We start from the raw sequence: 21,491 nt of genomic DNA on the forward strand, positions 1-21,491 counted from the left end.
GCACCGGAACTTGCATCGGAAGTGTAATCGTAAATTATTTTGACGGCCGAGCCGTCGGCGACATCAGCCGATATGCTTGAAGATCCAGCCGATGCTGGCCCCGCCGGCAGGTGCATTGCCAGTGACGACGAGCTGCTCGGTCGGGTGCGGCCGACCCTCGCCGTCGACCCACAGGCTCTGCTCGATATCGAGCGCGCCCTCGGAGGTGCGAAACTGCCACAGCGGTCCGCCGTTGATGCGCAGCAGCGCGCCCAGCTTGTCGGCGGTCAGGCTCGCCGAAATGTGCGGGCCGAGGTGGAAACGCAGCGTGAAGCCCTTGTCGCCCTTGCGCCGCGTGCGCGGTCCAGGAAGCAGCATGTCCTCGCCGCGCAGTTCGCGCCCGTTGGGCGACAGGATCAGCAGGCGGCGGTGGATCAGGCCGTGGCGCCGCACATAGCCGTCATGGCTCATCTCGACCCGGCTGCCCTGCGGGGTCTCGCGCCGGTCGAGCTCGACTTCGGTCACACCCTTGCCGAGCGAGCCGTTGGCAAGGATCGCGGTCGAATTGCTGTCGCCGAGCACCAGCGTCGAATGCGCCGCGGTCGTGCGAAGCCCCCGTGCGAGGTCGGCTGGGATCGTCGCGCCCGTCAGCGCCGCGCCGCCACAATTGACGACGATGCGTTCGTCGCCGTCGCTGAGTTCGAAGGCGAGGGTCGATGCGCAGCCCGCCTCGGTCACGCGGGCGATGGGGGGCGGCGCCGCATCGGCGAGCAGCACGACCTTGTTCGCGACGAGCCGCTGATATCCCCAGTCGCGCGCCTGTTTGAGCGGGCGCGTGCGCACGCCGCTCGCATGGACGATCGCCTGAACGTAAGCGGCGGATGTCGCCCCGCTGCCCTGCCAGCTTCCCATGCCGCCGTCGCTGTGGAGCAGGCCGAGCAGCGCGGGAACCGCGCGCGCGAGCACTTCCTGGATGAAGGGCGGCACTTCCATGCGGCGCATGTCATAGATTTTGGCGAGCATCGACAGCGCCATGACGGCTTCGAGCTGCGCCTGCGGCGAGCGCGAGATATTGCCGCCGTCCGCATAGAAGCTCGTCTCGAGCACCTTGCGGAGTCCCGCCTCGCCGAAGACCTGCCGCGGTTCGCCGCCGGGCATCAACAGCGATGCGGCGACGATCCCGACCCACGCGACCATCTGGCCGGTGCCCGGCCGCGTCTTGTCGGCGACGCGATCGAGGTGGCGCGCCGCGCGCGCGAGATGATTGAGCACCGCCGAGCGATAGACGAGATCGCTCGACGACAGGATCAGCGGCGCGTGCGCCGCCCAGAACAGGATGCGCCAGGCGGTGTTGTCGGCTTTCCACGCCGGTTCGCTGACCGCCTCGCCATGCGTGCCGAGCCAGTGGCGCACGACCGCTTCCGCGATCGGCGCACCGTCGGCGCGCGACCCCGTCGCGGCGAGATCGCGCAGCCAGGCAAAGCTGTGCAAATAATCGGCAAAGGTCGGCACGACGTCGAGCGCCGCGAAATCGAGTTCGCCGAGCGGCAGCTTCAACCCGCGGTGCAGGAAATGACCGGCGCGGATCGCGGTGCCTGCACGCGCGTCGCCCGGGATGGGGTCGGTCGGCACGCCCAGCAGCTTGAGCGGAAAGCGGCCCTTCAGGCGAAAGGCGTGAAGCGGCGTGCGCCAGGTCAGCCGGGTGATCGCATTCGCGACACGGTCGCCGAGCGAGAGGCCCTTGTCGGCGGGAAGGCGGATCAGCCGCTTGCCGGGTTCGATGCTGTCGTCGAGCGGCGCGGCGTCGTCACCGGAGTCGAACGGTGTGTCGGCGGGGGCAGCGGTCAACGGTCTCCCCTCCATCGATCAGGCGCCGCGAAGCCGCCGGATATTGTCGGCATAGGCGTCGGGGCCGCCCTTGAAGGTCGCGGTCCCCGCGACGAGCACGTCGGCGCCCGCCGATATCGCGAGCGGGGCGGTCCCCGCGTCGATACCCCCATCGACCTCCAACCGGATATCGCGGCCCGATTTCTCGATCATCTTCTTCACCGCCTCGATCTTGCGAAGCTGGCTCGAAATGAAGCTCTGGCCGCCGAAGCCCGGATTGACGCTCATGATGAGGACGAGATCGATGTCGTCGATCAGATAGTCGAGCATCTTGGCCGGAGTTGCCGGGTTCAGCGACACGCCCGCCTGCTTGCCGAGCGACTTGATATGCTGGACGGTGCGGTGGATGTGCGGGCCCGCCTCGGGATGCACGGTGATGATGTCGGCGCCCGCCGCGGCAAAGGCGTCGAGGAAATGATCGACCGGCGAGATCATCAGATGGACGTCGAAGGGCAGGGTCGAATGCGGGCGCAAGGCCTTCACCACTGCCGGCCCGATGGTCAGATTGGGGACATAATGGCCGTCCATGACGTCGATATGGACCCAGTCGGCGCCCGCGGTTTCGATCGCGCGGACCTCCTCGCCCAGCCGCGCGAAATCGGCGCTGAGGATCGACGGGGCGATGCGAACGGGAGCAGGTGAGCCGGTCATGACCATCGGCCTTAACCATCAAGCGAGTCGGGGGCAAGCGGGGCGCGGGCGCTATCGGCAGCTATCCGCAAATATTCTTGTCCAGCGCCTATCGCAAGCGCCAGCCGCCTTCGGTCCGCGCGCGATAGAGCGGCATCGGGGCGAGCCCTGCAAGAATGACCGCGATCGTAAGCATCGCCGGCCGATCCTGCAGCAGCAGGGCAATTCCTGTGATCAGCGCGATATGCATCGCCAGCATCAGCCAGCCCTGCCACGCGATCGGCAGGCCGGTGCCATAGCCGCGGCGTTTCGGCCGGAACCATGGGCGGCCGTCGAACATCAGGTGCAACATGTCAGCTTTCCTCCTTGGGCGGTCGGCCGCGTTTGGGCGCCCCGGACCGTTTCACGCTGACGCCGCGCCGCGCCAGCGCTTCGCGCAGCAGCATCTCGATCTCCGCATTGGCGCTGCGCAGCTCGGCCGCTGCCAGCCGCTCGATCGCCGCATAGAGCGCGGGATCGAGGCGGAGGGCAAAGGCCTTTTTGGACTGCGACGCCATCGTCCGGCCCTCAGTAGAGCGAGCCGGTGTTGACGACGGGCTGGGTGTCGCGTTCGCCGCACAGGACGACCATCAGGTTCGATACCATCGCCGCCTTGCGCTCGTCGTCGAGGTCGACGACATTTTTTTCGGAGAGGTGCTGCAGCGCCATCTCGACCATCGTCACCGCGCCTTCGACCAGCTTCTTGCGCGCCGCGATCACCGCTTCGGCCTGCTGGCGGCGGAGCATCGCACCGGCGATTTCGGGCGCGTAGGCGAGGTGGGTCAGGCCGCATTCGTCGACGGTGATGCCGGCAACTTCCAGCCGCTCGATCAGCGCCTTGCGCAGTTCCTCGCCGACCTCGTCATGATTGCCGCGCAGCGTCACTTCCTGATGCTCGATGTCGTCATAGGGATAGCGCGAACCGATCGAGCGCACGGCTGCCTCGATCTGCGCCATGACGAATTCCTTGTAATCGTCGACGTCGAACAGCGCCTGCGCGGTATCGGTGACGCGCCACACGACCTGCGCCGCCATCTCGATCGGGTTGCCGCGGAGGTCGTTGACCTTGATCTTGTCCGAAATCACGTTGTTCGCGCGGACCGCGATCTTCTTGCGCGACAGCCAGGGCAGAACCCAGCGCAGCCCTTCCTCGCGGTCGGTGCCCTTATATTCGCCGAAGAGCTGGACCGCGGCCGCCTCGTTCGGATTGATCATGTAAAAACCGCAGAGGATGATCGTGCCGATCACGCCGCTCATCACAACGACCGCCCATTTCCAGTTCCAGTCGATCCCCTCGCCGCCGATATTGGTCGTCGCCGCCCATATCGCGACGCCCAGCAGCACGAGCCAGATCAGCAGCATCAGATAGCCGCTCTGCGTGTTGGCGCGCGTCTCGCGACTGCGGTTCAGCGCCCTTGTCCCTGTTTCGACCATATTTCCCTCCGAATCGCTCGATATAAAGATGATATCATATTTATATCGAATTGGTGTAAGGTCAACCCAGTTCGGATGGACGGCGCCGGAGCGTTTTGAGCTGAAAAGTAGATGTTAATATCGGCGCGGCCATAAGGTCGCTCTGCTGACCGGCCAGACGAGAACAGGGGTATCCGATGCCAAAGCATCTTCAGGCAAATGGGGCGATGCTGTTCTCGGTGGCTCTCGTCGTGGCGGGCGCTCCGGCGCTTGCGGCCGAAGGCAAATATACCGCTGGAAAATTCTGCCACGATTTCGGGTCGACGGGCCCGAGAGCATCCGGACATCGCGTTGCTCTTGAGCCGCTCCTGTCATCCGTGAAGGAACCAAAGACAGAGCTACAGCTACTCGGGAATCTGAAATTCGCAGCCGACAATGACGTTTTTTTCCACCCTGAATTCTATTCGGAGGAAAATATAAAGACCTTGTTCGGCGCGAAATCGATTGCACTTGATGATCGTTTTGGCCGCTGTTCGTATAGCATATTTACGAAGAGGAATTTGTTCACAAATCGCGACGTGGACATAATTCACCTGGAAGTGACTCCCTACGACAGGATGGCGCTTTCCAGTGAGTTTTTTGTCACCGTTGTGATGTGGGACGGGATTTCGTCGTCGCGGGGAGGGTTGAAGTTTGACCCGGGGACCCTCGCCAGTTTTTTTGACGGTTATGGGCTAAGGCCGCTTTCAGGGCAGGCTGGCGTGGGAAACGAGATCAAAGATTACAAATATTCCGGGCAACAATCCCTCGCATGGGCGATTCTAGAGATCTCCAGAAAAACGGTCTGGCCTTCCCATGCGGAATTCCGTTTCTATTTTGACGGGGATGGCCGGAACGCATTCATCGGATTCAGGCAAACCGAACGCTTTTGACGGGTGGGATGTTCCGAACTTGACCGGGTGTCGGCGAAGGCCGGGCTGACAGGATAAACAAAGGGGACGAAAATCGCCCCCTTTGCCTCTCCGATAATGTCTCGATTATTCGGTCGGAAAACCGCGCTTCTTCAGCAGGGCCTTCACATCGGGGTCGCGGCCGCGAAAGGCGCGATAGGCTTCGGCGCGGTCGGTCTCGTTGCCGGTCATCAGCAATATGGTGCGGAACTTGTCGGCGACGGTGCGATCCCACGGGCCGCCGGCTTCGGTGAAGGCGGCCCAGGTGTCGGCGTCCATCGTTTCGGACCAGAGGTACGAATAGTAGCCCGCCGAATAGGCGTCGCTGCTGAACAGGTGGCCGAACTGCGGCAGGCGGTGGCGCATGACGATTTCCTTCGGCATGCCCATTTCGGCCAGCGTTTCGCGTTCGAACGCGTCGACGTCGGTCACCGGAACCTTGCGGTCGTGGATCTTCATGTCGACGATCGCGCTCGAAAGATATTCGACCGTCTCGAAACCCTGGTTGAACTTGTTCGACGCGAGGATCTTGTCGACCAGTGCCTGCGGGATCGGCGCACCGGTTTTATAGTGCGTCGCATATTTCGACAGCACTTCGGGCGTCATCAGCCAATTTTCGTTCACCTGGCTCGGATATTCGACGAAGTCGCGCGGAACGCCGCCGAGGGCCGGGTAATAGATATGCTGCAGCAGGTAATGGATGCCGTGGCCGAACTCGTGGAACAGCGTCGTCGCATCGTCGAGGCTGACGAGCGTCGGTTCGCCCTTTGCGGCCTCGGTGAAGTTGTTGTTGTTCGAGGCGAGGACATTGCGTTCGCCGCCCAACGTCTGCTGACTGCGATAGGTCGTCATCCACGCGCCCGAGCGCTTTCCGTCGCGCGCGAAATTGTCGAGATAGAGCAGGCCGACATTCTCGTTGGTCTTGAGATTATAAACCTCGAAGGTGCGGACCTTGGGATCGAAGACGGGAACCGTGCCGGTATTTTCGCGGAAACCCAGATCGTAAAGCTGACCTGCCGACCAGAACATGCCGTCGACCAGCTTGTCGAGCTGGAGATAGGGCTTCACTTCGCTTTCATCGAGGTCGTATTTCGCCTTGCGGACCTTTTCCGAATAGAAGCGATAGTCCCACGGCTCGATCGTGATTTTCGGTCCGTTGCCGGCTTTCGCTTCCTGATCGGCGATCGCCTGCATGTCGGCGACCTCTTCGTTCACGCGCGCCACCGCGGCGGGCCAGACCTTCATCATCAGGCCCATCGCATTTTCCGGCGTCTTCGCCATCGTATCGGCCATGCGGTAGTTTGCGTGCGTCGCAAAACCGAGCAGTTCGGCGCGCTGCTGGCGCAGTTTCAGGATTTCGGCGATCGTCGCATTGGTGTCGTTGGCATTGCCATTGTCGCCGCGGCTGACAAAGGCCTTCCAGACTTTTTCGCGCAAGCCCCGGTTGGTCGCGCCCTGCAGCACGGGCTGTGCCGACGAGCGGGTGTTCTTGATCGCCCATTGGCCGGGCTTGCCATTGGCTTCGGCGGCCGAGGCAAGCGAAGCGACAAAGCCCGGTTCGAGACCCGCGAGTTCGGCCTTGTCGGTGACGAAGGTGTAGAGCTTTTCGTCGCCGAGCAGTTTCGACGAGAAGGCCGAGAAAAGCCCTTCGAGCTTGGCATTCATCGCGACCAGCTTCGCCTTGTTCTCGGGCGACAGGTTCGCGCCGTCGCGTACCATCTCGTCATAGCTGCGCTCGACGATGCGGATTTGCTGCGCGTTGAGGCCGCTCGAATTGCGCTTGTCGTACACTGCCTTGTAGCGCGCGAAGAGCTTGGGCTCGAGGAACAGTTCGGTGTAGAAGGTGGAGATTTTGGGGCTCCACTCGGCATCGATATCCTCGACGCGGTCGTTCGACTTGTTCGACGACTGCACGCCCCACAAAGCGAACAGCCGGTCGGCGGTGTCGCCGGCGAGCATCATCGGGACATGCGTGTTTTCAAAGGTCGGCGCTGCGGGATTGTCGATCACCGCCTGAACCTGCGCCTTCGTCTCTGCCATCGCCTTGGCAAAGGCGTCGGGGAACAGCTCGGGGTCCATCTTGTCCCACGGCGGCACCCCTTCGAACGGGCCGGTCCACGGCGCGAGCATCGGGTTTTCGCCTGCGGGGGCGGTGGCAGCCGGCTTGGCGGCGGCGGATTCGGCGGCGGTTGCGGTCATCTGGCTATAACCCACCATCATCGCGGTGGATGCAAGCATCATCGACAAATGACGGGCGAAAGGTTGCGCGGTGCGCGACATCGATAAATCTCCCCGGAGGATAAGGTTTCGGACGAAACCATGTCGGGGGCCGTCTTAACCTTATATGACGGCGGGGTGCAAGCTGCCTAGGCGCCAAAATCCCGCTGGATCAGGCCAGGTGTCTCGACGCGGAAGGAGAAGATGCCGCCCGCATGAGGCTGGCCCAAGCGTTCCTCGTCGGTGAGGTTCTTGCCCGCGCTGGTGACGAAGGCGGTCCGGAGGTCGGGGCCGCCGAACGCGATCATCGTTGGGCGCTGAACCGGAAGCTCGACCGTCTGGATGAGCTCGCCAGCGGGCGAGAAGCGCACGACGCGCCACCCGTCCCACAGCGCCGACCAGTAACAGCCCTCGGCATCGACCGCCGCGCCGTCGGGGCGGCCCTTGCCATATTCGAACTGGTGGAAGATGCGTCCGCCCGACAGCGTGCCGTTGGCTGGATCGACATCATAGGCGCGGATCGCGTGTGTCGGCGTGTCGGCGTGATAGAAGGTGCGGCCATCGGGGCTGAACGCCGCGCCGTTGCTCGTCGTCAGCCGTCCGAAGATTTCGGTCAGCGACCCGTCGGGGTCAAGCCGGTAGAGCGTCGCTGCAGGGTTCGCCTTGTCGCTCGTCAGGCTGCCGACCCACAGCCGTCCTGCGGCGTCGACGCGGCCGTCGTTGAAGCGCTGTTCGGGTTTGTCGGCCAGAACCGCCGGGCCGAAGGCGCGCGGCGCGGCGCCCCAGCTATCGATCAGCGCGCAGCCGTTTTCGAGCGCGGCGACGAGCCCGCCGCCCGCGCGCGGCGCAATACAGCCGACCTGCTCGGCAAGGCCCATCGTCTCGTCGGTGCCGGTGACAGGGTCGGTGCGATGGATTTTTTGCGCGTCGATATCGACCCAATAGAGGCGGGCTTCGCCGGCGTGCCAGAAGGGCGATTCGCCGAGCAATGCGCCGGCGTCGAGAAGCAGTTCGACCATGGAGCGGATGTTAGCGTGATCGGCAGGCGCTGCACAGCGACTGCAAACCTATTCGCCGCACCGCCGCTGTCCGTGCGTTTGACGCATCTTCGCTGCCGTAGCGGCATTTATACTTGACGTGCACGTAAACGTAAGGTCAGGTGCGCCGCGAAGCCGACGCGAAAGCGCGCGGCGTTTTGGCGCGGCCGGCTCCCCTGTCGGTTCCACCGCGCACCGGGAAAAGGAATGTCCATGTCGCTCGATAATCTGTCGCGCTCCGCCTACTCCGAAGACCATGAGGCGTTCCGCGCCACGGTTCGCCAGTTCCTCGAAAAGGAAATCGCCCCGAACGCCGCGAAATGGGCCGAGGACGGCATCGTGCCGAAGGATATCTGGCCGAAGGCGGGCGAGCTCGGCATGCTGTGCCCGACGGTTCCCGAGGAATATGGCGGGCTGGGCCTCGATTTCGGTTACAATGCGATCGTCGACGAAGAGAGCGCCTATTATGGCCGCGCGACGACGGGCTTCTCGCTCCAGTCGGACATCGTCACCAGCTATATCGTCAAATATGGCAGCGAAGAGCAGAAGAAGCACTGGCTGCCCAAGATGGTCGCGGGCGAAGTAATCACCGCGATCGCAATGACCGAACCGGGCACCGGCAGCGACCTTCAGGGGATGCGCACGACCGCGAAGAAGGATGGCAATCACTATGTCATCAACGGGTCGAAAACCTATATCACCAACGGCCAGAATGCCGACCTGATCCTGGTCTGCGTCAAGACCGACACCGAGGTGCAGCCTGCGTGGAAGGGCGTGTCGATCGTGCTCGTCGAGGCCGACCGCGAAGGCTATGAGCGCGGCCGCAACCTCGACAAGATCGGGCAGGATGAGGCCGATACGTCGGAGATGTTCTTCAACGACGTGCGCGTGCCGATCACCAACTGCCTCGGCGAAGAGGGCAAAGGCTTCATCTATCTGATGAGCGAACTGCCGCAGGAACGTCTGTCGATCGCGGTGTCGGCGCAGGCTTCGGCGCAGCGCGCGTTCGACGACACGGTCGAATTCACCCGCGACCGCAAGGCGTTTGGCAAGCCCGTCCTCGATTTCCAGAACACGCGCTTCGTACTCGCCGATCTCAAGACCAAGCTGCAGGTCGGCTGGGCGCATCTCGACTGGGCGCTGTCGCGGCATCTGAAAAAGGAACTGACCCCCGAGGAAGGCGCGGCCGCCAAGCTGTGGCACACCGAACTGCAGTGGGAAATCATGGACAAGTGCCTCCAGCTTCACGGCGGCGCTGGCTATATGAACGAATATCCGATCGCCCGCGCCTGGCGCGCGGCACGCGTGACCCGCATCTTTGGCGGCACGAACGAAATCATGAAGGAACTGATCGGGCGCAAGCTCTGATCGCTTGAAATCGCAGGAAAGGAATATTCCCATGGCTACAGCTTATATCGTCGACGCCGTCCGCACCGCGGGTGGCAAGCGCGGCGGCCGGCTCGCCGGCGTTCACCCCGTTGACCTCGGCGCCGCCGTCTTCGACGCGATCGCCGACCGCAACGACTTCGATACGAAGGCGATCGACGACGTCATCACTGGCTGCGTTTCGCAGGGCGGCCAGCAGACGATGGACGTCGGGCGCAACGCCGTGCTCGCCTCGAAGCTGCCCGACTCGATTCCCGCCGTCACGATCGATCGCCAGTGCGGCTCGTCGCAGCAGGCGATCCAGTTCGCCGCGCAGGCGGTGATGTCGGGCACGCAGGACATCGTCCTCGCGAGCGGCATCGAAAGCATGACGCGCGTCCCGATGGGCAGCGTCGCGACGCTGTTCATCAAGGAAGGGCTCGGCCACTACAAATCCGAACGGCTCGAGGAAAAATATCCCGGCATCATGTTCAGCCAGTTCATGGGCGCCGAGATGATCGTCAAGAAGCACGGCCTGACCAAGGCCGATCTCGACGCCTATGCACTCGAAAGCCATCGCCGCGGTGCGGCCGCCACCGAAGCCGGCCATTTCAAGCGCGAGATCGTCGGGGTCGAAATCGACACCCCCGAAGGTCGCCAGATGCACCTCGTCGACGAGGGCATCCGTTTCGACGCGACGCTCGAAGGTATCGCGGGCGTGAAACTGCTCCAGGAAGGCGGCGCGATCACCGCCGCGTCGGCGAGCCAGATCTGCGACGGCGCTTCGGCGGCGCTCGTCGTGTCGGAACAGGCGCTGAAGGATCATGGCCTCACCCCGCGTGCGCGCATCCATCATGTGTCGGTGACCGCGGGCGACCCGGTCATCATGCTCGAAGAGCCGCTGTTCGCGACCGAACGCGCACTGAAGAAGGCGGGCATGAAAATCGAGGACATCGATGCCTATGAGGTCAACGAGGCGTTCGCGCCGGTGCCGCTCGCCTGGCTCAAATATCTCGGTGCCGATCCGGCACGCATCAACCAGCATGGCGGCGCGATCGCGCTCGGCCACCCGCTCGGTGCCTCGGGCACCAAGCTGATGGCGACGCTGCTCGGTGTGCTCGACGCGACCGGTGGCAAATACGGCCTGCAGACGATGTGCGAAGGCGGCGGCCAGGCCAACGTCACGATCATCGAGCGGCTTTAACGAAATCTCCCCTCCCGCTCGCGGGAGGGGTTGGGGGAGGGCCTGTTGGCTCGCGCGCCCCCACATGCCCCACCCAAACCCTCCCCTGAAGGGGAGGGCTTAAACGGAGAAAACCATGAAACTCGATTCCACCGTATCCGCCGTCGTCACAGGCGGCGCCTCGGGCCTCGGTGCCGCGACCGCGCGCCTGCTCGCGTCGAAGGGCGTCAAGGTCGCGATCTTCGACCTGCAGGAAGAAAAGGGCACCGCCCTCGCAGCCGAACTCGGCGGCGTGTTCTGCGAATGCAACGTCACCGACGATGCGTCGGTCGATGCCGCCTTCGAAAAGTCGCGCGCCGCGATCGGTCAGGAACGTATCCTCGTGAACTGCGCCGGTACCGGCAACGCGATCAAGACCGCGAGCCGTTCGAAGGAAGACGGCAGCATCAAACATTTCCCGCTCGATGCCTTCAACTGGATCATCCAGATCAACCTCGTCGGCACCTTCCGCTGCATCGCGAAGTCGGCGGCGGGCATGATGACGCTCGACCCGATGGAAGACGGCGAGCGCGGCGCGATCGTCAACACGGCGTCGGTCGCGGCCGAGGACGGCCAGATCGGTCAGGCGGCCTATTCGGCGTCGAAGGGTGGCGTCGTCGGCATGACCCTGCCGATCGCGCGCGACCTCAATACCGAGAATATCCGCGTCAACACGATCTTGCCGGGCATCTTCGACACCCCGCTGCTCGCCGGCGCGCCGCAGAATGTCCGCGACGCGCTCGGCGCCTCGGTGCTCAACCCGAAGCGTCTCGGCAACCCCGCCGAATATGCCAATCTCGCGCTCTGCATGATCGAAAACGGCTATTTCAACGGCGAGGACGTCCGCCTCGACGGCGGCATCCGTATGGCGCCGCGCTGATATGCCGAAACCGGAGAGCTGGCGGCTGAATGCCGCCAGCTACCCCGTCCACCTGGAATTGCAGACGCGGTTCCAGGACATGGACATCAACGGCCACCTCAACAATGTGGCCTTTGCGGCGCTGTTCGAAAGCGGCCGCGTTCTGCTGAACCGCGAGGTCCGCCCGCTGGAGGAGCGCCCGGCGAACGAGCGCACCATGGTCGCCGCGGTCGAGATTAACTATCTGGCCGAGGGCAATTTTCCCGATCCGGTGCAGATAGCGACCGGCATTGGCCGCCTCGGCACGTCGAGCTGGACGATCGTCCAGGCGATGTTCCAGAATGGTCGCGCGATCGCGACCTGCGATACCGTCGTGGTGTGCCGCACCGACGGGCAGGCAAAACCGCTCCGCGCCGAGATGGTTGCAGAGCTGGAAACGAAACTCGTAAAGCCCGCCTAGAGCTTCTTGTCGGCGTCGGGCACGGCGCGGATCAAGTCGCGCGCAAACCCGATCAGCCCGATCTGGCGACGGCGCTTCAGCCGTTCGGCGCGCAGGATCGCGCGGACCTCGTCGAAGCAGCCTTCGACATGGTCGTTGATCAGCACATAGTCGTAGCCGTCCCAGTGGCTGATCTCGTTCGCGGCGCGTTCCATGCGCGCCGCGATCACCTCGTCGCTGTCGGTGTTGCGCGAGCGCAGGCGGCGTTCGAGTTCTTCCATCGTCGGCGGCAGGACGAAGACGCGAACGACGTCGGGGCCAGCCTCCTGATAGAGCTGCTGCGCGCCCTGCCAGTCGATGTCGAACAGGACGTCCTTGCCCGCCGCGAGCAGTGCCTCGACCGGCGCGCGCGGCGTACCGTAACGGTGGCCGAAGACGTGCGCCCATTCGAGGAATTCGCCGTCGGCCGCCATCTTCTTGAAGGTGTCGGTATCGACGAAATGATAATGGACGCCATCGATCTCGCCGGGACGCGGCGGACGCGTCGTGGCGGAGATCGAGAGCGCGATATCCCTGTCGGCTTCGAGCATCATGCGCGAAATGGTGGTCTTTCCCGCGCCCGAGGGCGAGGAGAGGACGAACAACACGCCGCGGCGGTTCAGATGGACGCTTTCGGTCATGCGCGCTATTCGCCTGACGAGGGGCAGCGGTCAAGGGGGCGCGGATGGCAGGAATTTCACGAACGGGATGGCTCGTCGCCGCGGCACTGGTCGCTCTGCTCGCGGCGATCCTGATCGGCATGGGTCGCCCGCCGATCTGTCCGTGCGGGACGATCAGCCTGTGGCATGGCACGGTGCAATCGAACCAGAACAGCCAGCAGATTTCGGACTGGTACAGCTTCAGCCACGTCATCCACGGATTTATCTTCTATGGCCTGCTGCGCTGGATCCTGCCCGAACGCCCGCTATGGGTGCCGCTGGCGATCGCGATCGGCATCGAGGGCGCATGGGAAATCCTCGAAAATTCGCCGATCATCATCGATCGCTATCGCGAGGTTACGATGGCGTTCGGCTATTCGGGCGATTCGGTGCTCAATTCGGTCAGCGACACATTGTTCATGGTGCTGGGCTTCATCGCCGCCAGCAAGATGCGCTGGTGGGCGACGGTGACGCTCGCGATCGTCTTCGAACTGTTCACGCTCTGGACGATCCGCGACAATCTGACGCTTAATGTGCTGATGCTGGTATCGCCGGTCGAGGCGGTGAAGGAATGGCAAGCGGGTGGCTAGCGCCCGCTAAAGGCCTTTGCGGCCGAAGCTTCCCGGAGGCTTGGGTGCGGGCGGATCGCCTAGGTCGCCTGTCTTCCGGTTTTGCATGTAGCGGGCGAGCGCCGCGTCAGGATCGAAACTCAACTCTTCGGGATAGATGTCGACATGTTTCGGTGCCGCAGCGGGCGCGGCTTTTTGGTCCGGCGCGCGGGGCTTGTCGAAAAACATCCGCTTCAACGCCCAGATGAAACAGGCTACTGCGGCAATGAGGACGACGAGCGCCGACACATGATTGAACAGGCGGGTGCCCGGATCGTCGGCGAAATCGCCCGCGCGTTCGAGCGCCTTGCTCACCGTCCGCAGCCCGAACCCGAGCGCGAGAAGCATGAATGTGCGAAATCCGGGCGGATTGAAGGTCATGGCCCGTCGATAGCGGGTCAGGATGAGAATGAGGTTAATTCGCCGTTGGCGTCAGTGAAGCGCGCCGCTGCGTCCGTTGGCGTCGAGCGGGATGGCGGGAGGCAGGGCATCGCCTATCGCCTGTCCATCGGTCGGGATCTCGGCGGTTCCGGCATAGGTGTCGACGACACCTGCGTTCGCCAGCACGGGGTCGAGCGCATGTGCCTCTGCCGCCGCCTTGCGCGCCTCGGACCGCTCGGCCCATTTCTTGGTGAGATAGGCGCCCGCGACCGTCGCGGCGAGCACCGCGTAACGCTGCGGGAACAGGCGCCGCGCCGCGAACAGCGTGCCAGCGCCGATGACCGCGCCCGCGACGGGATGATTGCCCTTCTGGCGTCCGATGGCGCTACCGAGAACGCCGCCTACGATACGACCGATCATCTTCATCTCTCCTTCCCCTCTTCAATCCCCGGAAGACCCCGCGGGTTCCTTCAGCTATCGGGACCGAGCATCGTGCGCGGATCGACCACCCGGTCAAAGGTCGCGGCATCGACATAGCCGAGGTCGAGCGCGGCTTCCTTCAGCGTGCTGCCGGTTTCATGCGCGTGCTTCGCGATCTTCGCCGCCTTGTCATAGCCGATCTCGGGCGCGAGCGCGGTGACGAGCATCAGCGACCGGTTCATCAGTTCGTCGATGCGGGCCAGATTGGGTTCGATCCCGGTCACGCAATGCTCGGTGAAGCCCGCCATGCCGATCGCCAGCAGGTCGATCGAACGCAGCACGTTCGATCCGATCAGCGGCTTGAAGACGTTGAGTTCGAGATGACCCTGCAACCCGCCGACGGTCACCGCCTGATGGTTGCCGATGACCTGCGCGGCGACCATCGTCAGCATCTCGCACTGGGTCGGGTTGACCTTGCCGGGCATGATCGAGCTGCCGGGTTCGTTCGCGGGCAAGTCGAGTTCGCCAAGCCCGGCGCGCGGTCCCGATCCGAGCAGGCGGATATCGTTCGCGATCTTGGTCAGCGCGACCGCGAGCGTGTTCAGGGCGCCCGAAAAGAAGACGAGCCCGTCGTTCGATGCGAGCGCCTCAAACTTGTTGCGGGCAGGTTCGAAGGCGATGCCCGTGCTTTTCGATAGCTCGGCGGCCATCGCGACGTCGAAACCGGCGGGCGCGTTCAGCCCCGTGCCGACTGCCGTGCCGCCCTGCGCGAGTTTGCAGATATTGTGTGCGAGTGCCCCTTCGATCCGCGCGCGGCAGGCGATGAGCTGAGCGACATAGCCCGAAAATTCCTGGCCCAATGTTAGCGGGGTCGCATCCTGCAAATGGGTGCGGCCGATCTTGACGATATCGCCCCACGCCCGCGCCTTGGCTTCGATCGCGTCGGTCAGGATGGTCAGCGCCGGCAGCAACCGCGCCGTCGTCTCGACCGCGACCGCGACGTGCAGCGCGGTCGGAAAGCTGTCGTTCGACGACTGGCCCATGTTGACATGGTCATTGGGATGGACCGGCGATTTGCCCCCCCGCGTACCCGCGAGCTTTTCATTGGCGATGCCGGCGATCACCTCATTGGCGTTCATGTTCGACTGGGTGCCGCTTCCCGTCTGCCAGATCGCGAGTGGGAACTGGTCGTCATAGCGGCCGGCGACCACGGCTTCGGCGGCGGCGGCGATCGCCTCCGCAAGGCCGGCATCGAGGCCATGATTGCGATTGACCCGCGCCGCCGCGCCCTTGATCCGCGCCAGCGCGTGGACGATCGGTATCGGCATCCGTTCGTGTGCCGGGAAGGCAAAATTGTGCCGGCTGCGTTCGGTCTGCGCGCCCCAATAGGCGTCGTCCGCGACCTCGATCTCGCCGATACTGTCGCTTTCCACCCGCGTGCTCATGCCACCAGCATCCTTGTCACCAGAACCGACCCCGCCCAGATCATCGCGACCAGCCCGAGCATCTGCCAATATCCGCCGTCGCCGACGCGGCGGCGCAGCCATGCGGCGGCGAGCCACGCCAGAACGAGCGCGGGAGTCAGGATCAGAACGCTGAAGCGGAGCAGCCCGTCGGCAATCTGTCCGCGCGGGGTATTGCTCTGGGCCAGCGTATAGCCCTCGACACCCCACCAGAAGGCAGCGGTGAGAACGACCATGCCCGCGAGAGCCCAATATTGCCAGAATCGGCTGGGAGGCCAGGCGGGGCCCGGCACTTTAGCGCTTCTTGCCGAAATCCACCGTCACGACGTTCGATCCGTCCTCGGTCGTGACCTCGGGCCGGTCGTTGTCGGCTTCGTCATGCGGTTCGGGCTGGGTTTCGTCGTCGCTGACCTGGAACTGCAGTCCGAAATCGACCGACGGATCGACGAAAGCGGTGATCGACGCATAGGGGATCGTCAGGATCGACGGCGTCTGGTTGAACGACAGGCCGACGCTGAAATGATCGTCCTCGACCTTCAGATCCCAGAAACGGTTCTGCAGCACGATCGTCATTTCGTCGGGGAATTTGGCGATCAGATGCGCGGGAATGTCGACGCCCACCGCCTGCGTCTTGAACGTGATATAGAAATGATGTTCGCCGGGCAGGCTGTCATAGCCGACGATCTGGCTGAGCACGCGGCCGACCACGGCGCGCAGCGCGTCCTGCACGATTTCGTCATAGGGAATCAGGCTGTCGCGTACATCGTCACTCATGGGCAGGGGGATGAACGCGAGCCGCACGGTGGTCAAGGGGGGAGAATCGCCTTGCAACGTGAAAATGAGGCTCTAAGGCGTGCGCCATGCGAACCGCCACCGTCCAGCGCACGACCAAGGAAACGGATATCGCGATCGCCGTCAATCTTGACGGAACGGGCGATTATTCGGTGTCCACCGGCATCGGTTTCCTCGACCATATGGTCGAGCAATTGTCGCGCCACTCGCTTATCGACATCTCGATGCAGGTGAAGGGCGACCTTCATATCGATCAGCATCACACGGTCGAAGACAGCGCGCTCGCACTCGGCGAAGCGGTGGCGAAGGCGCTCGGCGACAAGCGCGGCATCGCGCGCTACGGCGAGGCGCACGCCCCGATGGACGAGACGCTGACCCGCTGCGTCCTCGACATTTCGGGACGCCCGCACTGCGTCTATAAATCCAGCTTCTCGCAGCCGCGGCTCGGCGAGATGGACACCGAGATGTTTCCGCACTGGTTCCACAGCTTTGCGCAGACCGCGGGCATCACGCTGCACATCGAGATGCTGTACGGCGAGAATAACCATCACATCGCCGAGAGCATGTATAAGGCGCTCGCGCGTGCGCTGCGTCAGGCGGTCGAAATCGATCCCCGCAAGGGCGATGCGATCCCCAGCACGAAGGGTGTCCTCTAGGACCAGCCGATGAGCGTCATTGCCCTGATCGACTATGGCGCGGGCAATCTTCGCTCGGTGCATAATGCGCTCGTCGCGGCGGGCGCAGACAATGTTGCCGTCACCGCCGATCCCGATGTCGTGGCAACCGCCGACCGCATCGTGCTGCCCGGCGTCGGCGCGTTCGCCGCCTGCATGAACGGCCTCCTGGCGATCGACGGGCTGGCAGATGCGATGGAACAGCGCGTGCGCGGCGAGGGTGTGCCCTTCCTCGGTATTTGCGTCGGTATGCAATTGCTGGCGGATGCGGGTGAAGAACATGGCATCCATAAGGGCCTCGGCTGGATCGGTGGCACAGTGCGCGCCTTCGATCCGGCGCCGGGCCTGCGCATCCCGCACATGGGCTGGAACGATGTGATCCCCGCCGCGCCGCATCCTGTGATCGCGGCGGGTGAGGCCTATTATCTCCATAGCTATCATTTCGCCGACGCGATCGATGTCGCCGCGACCAGTAGCCATGGCGCCAGCTTTGTCGCGGCGGTGGCGAAGGACAATATCGTCGGCGTCCAATATCATCCCGAAAAAAGCCAGGCTTACGGCCTCGCGACATTAGAGAGATTCCTCGCATGGCGGCCCTGACCATCTTCCCCGCGATCGATCTCAAGGGCGGGCAGGTGGTGCGGCTCGCCGAGGGAGATATGGCGCGCGCGACCGTTTATGGCGACGATCCCGCCGCGCAGGCGCGTCTGTTCGCCGAGGCAGGCCCCTCGCACCTCCACGTCGTCGACCTCGACGGCGCCTTTGCCGGCGCGAGCGTCAATGGCGCGGCGGTCGAAAGCATCATCGCGGCCTTCCCGGGCAAGGTTCAGGTCGGTGGCGGCATCCGTGATCGCGCGGGCGTCGACCGCTGGCTGTCGCTCGGCGTCGAACGCGTGATTATCGGCACCGCCGCGCTCAAAGACCCCGAATTCGTCAAATCCGCCGCGCGCGACCTGCCCGGCCGGATCGTCGTCGGTGTCGACGCCCGCGATGGCATGGTCGCGACCGAGGGGTGGGCCGACGTCTCCGACGTCCGCGTCGAAGATCTCGCGCGTCGCTTCGAGGATGCCGGCGTTGCGGCATTGCTCTTCACCGACGTCGGCCGCGACGGGCTGCTCAAGGGTTGCAATGTCGAGGCGACCGCTGCGCTGGCGCGCTCGGTCGACATCCCGGTGATCGCGAGCGGCGGCGTTGCCGACATCGGCGACATTCATGCCCTGCGCCAGCATGTCGCGAACGGCATCGAAGGCGTGATCACCGGCCGCGCGCTGTATGACGGCCGGCTCGATCTCGCCGAAGCGATTGCGGCAGGGGCGGCATGACCGTCCGCGTCCGCGTCATCCCCTGCCTCGATGTTGCGGACGGGCGCGTCGTTAAGGGGGTCAATTTCGTCGACCTGCGCGATGCCGGCGATCCGGTCGAGGCGGCGCGGGCCTATGACGCCGCGGGCGCCGACGAGCTTTGCTTTCTCGACATCGGGGCAAGCCATCAGGGCCGCGGCACCTTGCTCGACATGGTCAGCCGCACCGCCGAAGTCTGTTTCATGCCGCTCACCGTCGGCGGCGGGGTGCGCAGCGCCGACGATGCGCGGGCGCTGCTGCTCGCGGGTGCCGACAAGGTCGCGGTCAACAGCGCGGCGGTCGCACGGCCCGAACTCGTCGCCGACATCGCCGACCGCTTCGGCAGCCAATGCGCGGTCGGCAGTATCGACGCGCGGCGGGTCGATGAGGGGCGTTGGGAAATCTTCACCCACGGCGGACGCAAGCCGACCGGCATTGACGCGCTCGAACATGCGGTGCGTCTCGCCGAACTTGGCGCTGGCGAACTGCTCGTGACGAGCATGGACCGCGACGGCACCAAGGACGGTTACGACCTCAGCCTCACCCGCGCGATCGCCAATGCGGTCAGCGTGCCCGTCATCGCATCGGGCGGCGTCGGCAATCTCGACCATCTCGTTGCCGGGGTGATCGAGGGCGGCGCGAGCGCGGTGCTCGCCGCCAGCATCTTCCACTTCGGCGAAGCGACGATCGCCGAGGCTCACGCGCGGCTTTCTGCCGCCGGATTGCCCGTCCGCGCACATTAATTGCGCCCTTGGGGTGGTCATAGGGGGAGGGGGCTGCAATAGGTTTCTTATGACCTCAAAACTTCGCCTCGCCAACCGCACCAACGACATTTTTCCGATCCTTGGCTTTGTTGCCGCGATGGCGAGTTTTGCCATGCCGCTCAATGCCTGGCTGGTTGCGATCATATTGATGGGCGCCGTCGTTGCGGCGGTCCATCATGCCGAGGTGATCGCGCACCGCGTCGGCGAGCCGTTCGGCACATTGATCCTCGCGCTGGCTGTTACGGTGATCGAGGTCGGCCTGATCCTGACCTTGATGCAGGCCGAGCCCGAAAAGGCGCAGACGCTGGCGCGCGATACGGTGTTCGCGGCGGTGATGGTGATCCTGAACCTCCTGATGGGACTTTGCCTGCTCAGCGGCGCGATCCGCCATCACGAACAGCGTTTCCAGCGTACCGGCATCGGCGCCGCGCTCGCGACGCTCACCGTGCTCACCATCGTGACGCTCGTTTTGCCGAATTTCACGTCGAGCGTGCCTGGACCCTTCTATTCGGAAACGCAGCTCGGCTTCGTCGCGGCGGTTTCGCTGATTCTCTATGCGACCTTCGCGCTCGTCCAGACCGTGCGCCACCGCGACTATTTTCTGCCCGATGGCGAGGCGCACGACGAACCCGATGCACATGCCGCGCCGCCGAGCATCCAGCGCACCGCCATTTCGGGCGGACTGTTGCTCGCCAGCTTGTTCGCGGTGGTCCTGCTCGCCAAGAATCTGTCCCCGGTGATGGGCGCGCTGCTTGCCGACTGGGGCGCGCCGCCTGCGGTGCTCGGCGTATTGATCGCGGCGCTGATCCTCGCGCCAGAGGGCCTCGCGGCTGTCCGTGCGGCGAAGGCCGACCGCCTCCAGACCAGCCTCAACCTCGCATTGGGGTCGGCGCTCGCGACGATCGGCCTCACCATTCCGGCGGTCGCGATACTGTCGATCGTCACCGATCTTCCGATCAGCCTCGGCCTCGATGCCAAATCGACCGTGCTCTTGTTCCTGTCGCTGATTGTCGCATCGCAGACGCTAGCGAACGGGCGCACCACCGTGTTGCAGGGGGTGATCCACCTGATGCTGTTCGCGATCTATTTGTTCACGACCTTCGTGCCGTAAGGCGCGTCAGGTCTTGCGAACGAACACCGTTCCCGCCGAATAGCCGGCACCGAACGAACAGATCAGCCCGGTATCGCCCGCCGTCATATCCTCATGGTAGAGGTGAAAGGCGATGATTGACCCCGCGCTCGACGTGTTGCCATAGGTGTCGAGCACGGTCGGGCTCTCGTCCTCGCTCGCTTCGTGACCGAGCACGCGCTGCGCGATCAGGCGGTTCATGTTGGTGTTCGCCTGATGCAGCCACAGCCGGCGCATGTCGCCGCCCTTGAGCTTCAGCAATTCCATCTGTTCGACGATCAGGTTCGCGACCCACGGCACGACTTCCTTGAAGACCTTGCGGCCCTCCTGCACGAAAAGCTTGTCGCTCTTCGGCCCCGACTGGTCTATCCCGCCGTGGCCGCGGTTGAGGAAACCGAAATTGTTGCGGATGTTGTTCGAGAATTGCGTCTTGAGCTTGGTGCCGAGAATGTCCCAATGGCCCGCGGGTGCGATATCCTTGTCCTCGACGAGGATCGCGGTCGCGACGTCGCCGAAGATGAAGTGGCTGTCGCGGTCGCGCCAATTCAGATGCCCCGAACAGATTTCAGGATTCACGACGAGCACGCTTTTTGCATGCCCCGCACGGATATAGTCGGCGGCGGTCTGGATGCCGAAGGTCGCCGACGAGCAGGCGACATTCATGTCGAAACCGAAACCGTCGATCCCCAGCGCGTCCTGGATCTCGACCGCCATCGCCGGATAGGGGCGCTGCATGTTCGAAGCGGCGCAGAGCACGGCATCGACGTCTGACGCATCGCGGCCTGCACGCGCGAGTGCGTCCTTCGCTGCAAGGACGCCGATTTCCGCGAGGATCGAGAGTTCGTCGTTGCTCCGTTCTCCGATGCGTGGCGCCATATGTTCGGGGTCGAGAATGCCGGCCTTGTCGACGACGAAGCGCGACCCGATGCCGCTCGCCTTCTCGATGAATTCGACACTCGATTCAGCGAGTTCGGTTACATCGCCCGCCGCAATGGCCGCTGCATTTTCTCTATTGTGCAGCGCAACATACGCGTTAAAACTGGCGACAAGTTCTTCGTTGGTGATGCGTTCGGCAGGGGTGAAGAGGCCGGTTGCGGAAATGACCGGCTGCGGTGAATGCGACATGGTGGCTCTCATGTGTCTTACAGTTTCAAGACACGTTGATTAGGCTTCGTCGCGGCGCTG

General features: G+C 64.0%; 25 protein-coding genes. 11 read left to right on the forward strand and 14 right to left on the reverse strand.

Features of this window, described 5'->3' with window-relative positions:
• Positions 1-63: 63 nt before the first annotated feature.
• From BLW56_RS09810 to BLW56_RS09830, 5 genes are all read right to left on the reverse strand, one after another.
• The gene (locus BLW56_RS09810; protein ID WP_093510317.1) at positions 64-1,842 is read right to left on the reverse strand and encodes a heparinase II/III family protein; all 1,779 of its coding nucleotides are present in this window, start codon (positions 1,840-1,842) and stop codon (positions 64-66) included.
• A gap of 3 nt (positions 1,843-1,845) precedes the next feature.
• Complete coding sequence (rpe, locus tag BLW56_RS09815) at positions 1,846-2,517, reverse strand: ribulose-phosphate 3-epimerase (RefSeq protein WP_093510901.1); 672 nt, start codon at positions 2,515-2,517, stop codon at positions 1,846-1,848.
• 88 nt (positions 2,518-2,605) lie between these two features.
• Positions 2,606-2,848 carry a hypothetical protein gene (locus BLW56_RS09820; protein ID WP_093510318.1) on the reverse strand — a complete coding sequence of 81 codons (243 nt, stop codon included), beginning with the start codon at positions 2,846-2,848 and terminating at the stop codon, positions 2,606-2,608.
• Position 2,849: 1 nt separating this feature from the next.
• A complete protein-coding gene (locus tag BLW56_RS09825) occupies positions 2,850-3,053 on the reverse strand; it encodes a toxin-antitoxin system HicB family antitoxin (RefSeq protein ID WP_093510319.1) in 204 nt (67 codons plus the stop codon).
• A 10-nt stretch (positions 3,054-3,063) separates the two neighbouring features.
• The gene (locus BLW56_RS09830; RefSeq protein ID WP_093510320.1) at positions 3,064-3,969 is read right to left on the reverse strand and encodes an SPFH domain-containing protein; all 906 of its coding nucleotides are present in this window, start codon (positions 3,967-3,969) and stop codon (positions 3,064-3,066) included.
• A 176-nt stretch (positions 3,970-4,145) separates the two neighbouring features.
• Between BLW56_RS09830 and BLW56_RS09835 the strand changes: the two genes are divergently transcribed.
• A complete protein-coding gene (locus BLW56_RS09835; protein WP_143043420.1) occupies positions 4,146-4,880 on the forward strand; it encodes a hypothetical protein in 735 nt (244 codons plus the stop codon).
• A 105-nt stretch (positions 4,881-4,985) separates the two neighbouring features.
• Here the strand turns inward: BLW56_RS09835 and BLW56_RS09840 are convergent, their stop codons facing one another.
• The gene (locus tag BLW56_RS09840; RefSeq protein WP_256203372.1) at positions 4,986-7,139 is read right to left on the reverse strand and encodes a M3 family metallopeptidase; all 2,154 of its coding nucleotides are present in this window, start codon (positions 7,137-7,139) and stop codon (positions 4,986-4,988) included.
• Between the two features lie 125 nt (positions 7,140-7,264).
• Positions 7,265-8,134: an SMP-30/gluconolactonase/LRE family protein gene (locus BLW56_RS09845; protein WP_093510323.1), complete on the reverse strand. Its 870-nt coding sequence runs from the start codon at positions 8,132-8,134 to the stop codon at positions 7,265-7,267.
• A 231-nt stretch (positions 8,135-8,365) separates the two neighbouring features.
• Between BLW56_RS09845 and BLW56_RS09850 the strand changes: the two genes are divergently transcribed.
• The 4 genes from BLW56_RS09850 (at position 8,366) to BLW56_RS09865 (ending at position 12,058) form a co-directional block, all read left to right on the forward strand.
• A complete protein-coding gene (locus BLW56_RS09850; RefSeq protein WP_093510324.1) occupies positions 8,366-9,520 on the forward strand; it encodes an acyl-CoA dehydrogenase family protein in 1,155 nt (384 codons plus the stop codon).
• Positions 9,521-9,551: 31 nt separating this feature from the next.
• Positions 9,552-10,721, forward strand: a complete 1,170-nt coding sequence (locus BLW56_RS09855) for an acetyl-CoA C-acetyltransferase (protein ID WP_093510325.1) — start codon at positions 9,552-9,554, stop codon at positions 10,719-10,721.
• Positions 10,722-10,836: 115 nt separating this feature from the next.
• On the forward strand, positions 10,837-11,619 hold the full coding sequence (locus BLW56_RS09860; RefSeq protein ID WP_093510326.1) for an SDR family NAD(P)-dependent oxidoreductase: 783 nt from the start codon (positions 10,837-10,839) through the stop codon (positions 11,617-11,619).
• 1 nt (position 11,620) lies between these two features.
• Positions 11,621-12,058: an acyl-CoA thioesterase gene (locus BLW56_RS09865; RefSeq protein ID WP_093510327.1), complete on the forward strand. Its 438-nt coding sequence runs from the start codon at positions 11,621-11,623 to the stop codon at positions 12,056-12,058.
• On the opposite strand, the gene gmk is transcribed toward BLW56_RS09865, so the two are convergent.
• Positions 12,055-12,717: a guanylate kinase gene (gene gmk, locus BLW56_RS09870; protein ID WP_093510328.1), complete on the reverse strand. Its 663-nt coding sequence runs from the start codon at positions 12,715-12,717 to the stop codon at positions 12,055-12,057. The genes BLW56_RS09865 and gmk overlap by 4 nt on opposite strands.
• A 44-nt stretch (positions 12,718-12,761) precedes the next feature.
• On the opposite strand from gmk, the gene BLW56_RS09875 reads away from it, so the two are divergent.
• Positions 12,762-13,325, forward strand: coding sequence for a DUF2585 domain-containing protein (locus BLW56_RS09875; RefSeq protein ID WP_093510329.1), 564 nt, complete (start codon positions 12,762-12,764; stop codon positions 13,323-13,325).
• A 6-nt stretch (positions 13,326-13,331) separates the two neighbouring features.
• On the opposite strand, the gene BLW56_RS09880 is transcribed toward BLW56_RS09875, so the two are convergent.
• Genes BLW56_RS09880 through BLW56_RS09900 form a run of 5 tightly spaced genes read right to left on the reverse strand, consistent with a single transcriptional unit; the run spans position 13,332 to position 16,381 of the window.
• A complete protein-coding gene (locus tag BLW56_RS09880) occupies positions 13,332-13,724 on the reverse strand; it encodes a hypothetical protein (protein ID WP_093510330.1) in 393 nt (130 codons plus the stop codon).
• A 51-nt stretch (positions 13,725-13,775) separates the two neighbouring features.
• The gene (locus BLW56_RS09885) at positions 13,776-14,144 is read right to left on the reverse strand and encodes a hypothetical protein (protein ID WP_093510902.1); all 369 of its coding nucleotides are present in this window, start codon (positions 14,142-14,144) and stop codon (positions 13,776-13,778) included.
• 50 nt (positions 14,145-14,194) lie between these two features.
• Positions 14,195-15,589 (reverse strand): class II fumarate hydratase, encoded by a 1,395-nt coding sequence (gene fumC / locus BLW56_RS09890; protein WP_093510331.1) that lies wholly within the window; start codon positions 15,587-15,589, stop codon positions 14,195-14,197.
• Positions 15,586-15,843, reverse strand: coding sequence for a hypothetical protein (locus BLW56_RS09895; protein ID WP_093510332.1), 258 nt, complete (start codon positions 15,841-15,843; stop codon positions 15,586-15,588). Before BLW56_RS09895 ends, fumC begins: the two co-directional genes overlap by 4 nt.
• A gap of 58 nt (positions 15,844-15,901) precedes the next feature.
• Positions 15,902-16,381, reverse strand: a complete 480-nt coding sequence (locus BLW56_RS09900; RefSeq protein WP_093510903.1) for an SspB family protein — start codon at positions 16,379-16,381, stop codon at positions 15,902-15,904.
• Between the two features lie 86 nt (positions 16,382-16,467).
• Here BLW56_RS09900 and hisB point away from each other — a divergent pair, with 86 nt between their 5' ends.
• From hisB to BLW56_RS09925, 5 genes are read left to right on the forward strand one after another with little or no spacing between them, the layout of a single operon-like run.
• Positions 16,468-17,055, forward strand: a complete 588-nt coding sequence (gene hisB, locus BLW56_RS09905) for an imidazoleglycerol-phosphate dehydratase HisB (RefSeq protein WP_093510333.1) — start codon at positions 16,468-16,470, stop codon at positions 17,053-17,055.
• A 9-nt stretch (positions 17,056-17,064) separates the two neighbouring features.
• On the forward strand, positions 17,065-17,673 hold the full coding sequence (gene hisH / locus BLW56_RS09910; protein WP_093510334.1) for an imidazole glycerol phosphate synthase subunit HisH: 609 nt from the start codon (positions 17,065-17,067) through the stop codon (positions 17,671-17,673).
• On the forward strand, positions 17,661-18,395 hold the full coding sequence (gene hisA / locus BLW56_RS09915; RefSeq protein ID WP_093510335.1) for a 1-(5-phosphoribosyl)-5-[(5-phosphoribosylamino)methylideneamino]imidazole-4-carboxamide isomerase: 735 nt from the start codon (positions 17,661-17,663) through the stop codon (positions 18,393-18,395). Before hisH ends, hisA begins: the two co-directional genes overlap by 13 nt.
• On the forward strand, positions 18,392-19,156 hold the full coding sequence (gene hisF / locus BLW56_RS09920; RefSeq protein WP_093510336.1) for an imidazole glycerol phosphate synthase subunit HisF: 765 nt from the start codon (positions 18,392-18,394) through the stop codon (positions 19,154-19,156). Before hisA ends, hisF begins: the two co-directional genes overlap by 4 nt.
• A 49-nt stretch (positions 19,157-19,205) precedes the next feature.
• Positions 19,206-20,288, forward strand: a complete 1,083-nt coding sequence (locus tag BLW56_RS09925) for a calcium:proton antiporter (RefSeq protein WP_093510337.1) — start codon at positions 19,206-19,208, stop codon at positions 20,286-20,288.
• Positions 20,289-20,294: 6 nt separating this feature from the next.
• Here the strand turns inward: BLW56_RS09925 and BLW56_RS09930 are convergent, their stop codons facing one another.
• Positions 20,295-21,431, reverse strand: coding sequence for a beta-ketoacyl-ACP synthase III (locus BLW56_RS09930; protein WP_093510338.1), 1,137 nt, complete (start codon positions 21,429-21,431; stop codon positions 20,295-20,297).
• Positions 21,432-21,491: the final 60 nt, after the last annotated feature.

Source organism: Sphingopyxis sp. YR583 (assembly GCF_900108295.1).
Lineage (GTDB): Bacteria > Pseudomonadota > Alphaproteobacteria > Sphingomonadales > Sphingomonadaceae > Sphingopyxis.

Coding starts and splice junctions, on each gene's coding strand:
- BLW56_RS09885 (WP_093510902.1), bottom strand. CDS start 14,144: ATGATCGGTCGTATCGTAGGCGGCGTTCTCGGTAGCGCCATCGGACGC.
- hisB (WP_093510333.1), top strand. CDS start 16,468: ATGCGAACCGCCACCGTCCAGCGCACGACCAAGGAAACGGATATCGCG.
- BLW56_RS09900 (WP_093510903.1), bottom strand. CDS start 16,381: ATGAGTGACGATGTACGCGACAGCCTGATTCCCTATGACGAAATCGTG.
- hisH (WP_093510334.1), top strand. CDS start 17,065: ATGAGCGTCATTGCCCTGATCGACTATGGCGCGGGCAATCTTCGCTCG.
- hisF (WP_093510336.1), top strand. CDS start 18,392: ATGACCGTCCGCGTCCGCGTCATCCCCTGCCTCGATGTTGCGGACGGG.
- fumC (WP_093510331.1), bottom strand. CDS start 15,589: ATGAGCACGCGGGTGGAAAGCGACAGTATCGGCGAGATCGAGGTCGCG.
- BLW56_RS09880 (WP_093510330.1), bottom strand. CDS start 13,724: ATGACCTTCAATCCGCCCGGATTTCGCACATTCATGCTTCTCGCGCTC.
- rpe (WP_093510901.1), bottom strand. CDS start 2,517: ATGACCGGCTCACCTGCTCCCGTTCGCATCGCCCCGTCGATCCTCAGC.
- BLW56_RS09820 (WP_093510318.1), bottom strand. CDS start 2,848: ATGTTGCACCTGATGTTCGACGGCCGCCCATGGTTCCGGCCGAAACGC.
- BLW56_RS09810 (WP_093510317.1), bottom strand. CDS start 1,842: ATGGAGGGGAGACCGTTGACCGCTGCCCCCGCCGACACACCGTTCGAC.
- BLW56_RS09925 (WP_093510337.1), top strand. CDS start 19,206: ATGACCTCAAAACTTCGCCTCGCCAACCGCACCAACGACATTTTTCCG.
- gmk (WP_093510328.1), bottom strand. CDS start 12,717: ATGACCGAAAGCGTCCATCTGAACCGCCGCGGCGTGTTGTTCGTCCTC.
- BLW56_RS09895 (WP_093510332.1), bottom strand. CDS start 15,843: ATGGTCGTTCTCACCGCTGCCTTCTGGTGGGGTGTCGAGGGCTATACG.
- BLW56_RS09840 (WP_256203372.1), bottom strand. CDS start 7,139: ATGATGCTTGCATCCACCGCGATGATGGTGGGTTATAGCCAGATGACC.
- BLW56_RS09875 (WP_093510329.1), top strand. CDS start 12,762: ATGGCAGGAATTTCACGAACGGGATGGCTCGTCGCCGCGGCACTGGTC.
- BLW56_RS09830 (WP_093510320.1), bottom strand. CDS start 3,969: ATGGTCGAAACAGGGACAAGGGCGCTGAACCGCAGTCGCGAGACGCGC.
- BLW56_RS09825 (WP_093510319.1), bottom strand. CDS start 3,053: ATGGCGTCGCAGTCCAAAAAGGCCTTTGCCCTCCGCCTCGATCCCGCG.
- BLW56_RS09855 (WP_093510325.1), top strand. CDS start 9,552: ATGGCTACAGCTTATATCGTCGACGCCGTCCGCACCGCGGGTGGCAAG.
- BLW56_RS09835 (WP_143043420.1), top strand. CDS start 4,146: ATGCCAAAGCATCTTCAGGCAAATGGGGCGATGCTGTTCTCGGTGGCT.
- BLW56_RS09860 (WP_093510326.1), top strand. CDS start 10,837: ATGAAACTCGATTCCACCGTATCCGCCGTCGTCACAGGCGGCGCCTCG.
- BLW56_RS09930 (WP_093510338.1), bottom strand. CDS start 21,431: ATGTCGCATTCACCGCAGCCGGTCATTTCCGCAACCGGCCTCTTCACC.
- hisA (WP_093510335.1), top strand. CDS start 17,661: ATGGCGGCCCTGACCATCTTCCCCGCGATCGATCTCAAGGGCGGGCAG.
- BLW56_RS09850 (WP_093510324.1), top strand. CDS start 8,366: ATGTCGCTCGATAATCTGTCGCGCTCCGCCTACTCCGAAGACCATGAG.
- BLW56_RS09845 (WP_093510323.1), bottom strand. CDS start 8,134: ATGGTCGAACTGCTTCTCGACGCCGGCGCATTGCTCGGCGAATCGCCC.
- BLW56_RS09865 (WP_093510327.1), top strand. CDS start 11,621: ATGCCGAAACCGGAGAGCTGGCGGCTGAATGCCGCCAGCTACCCCGTC.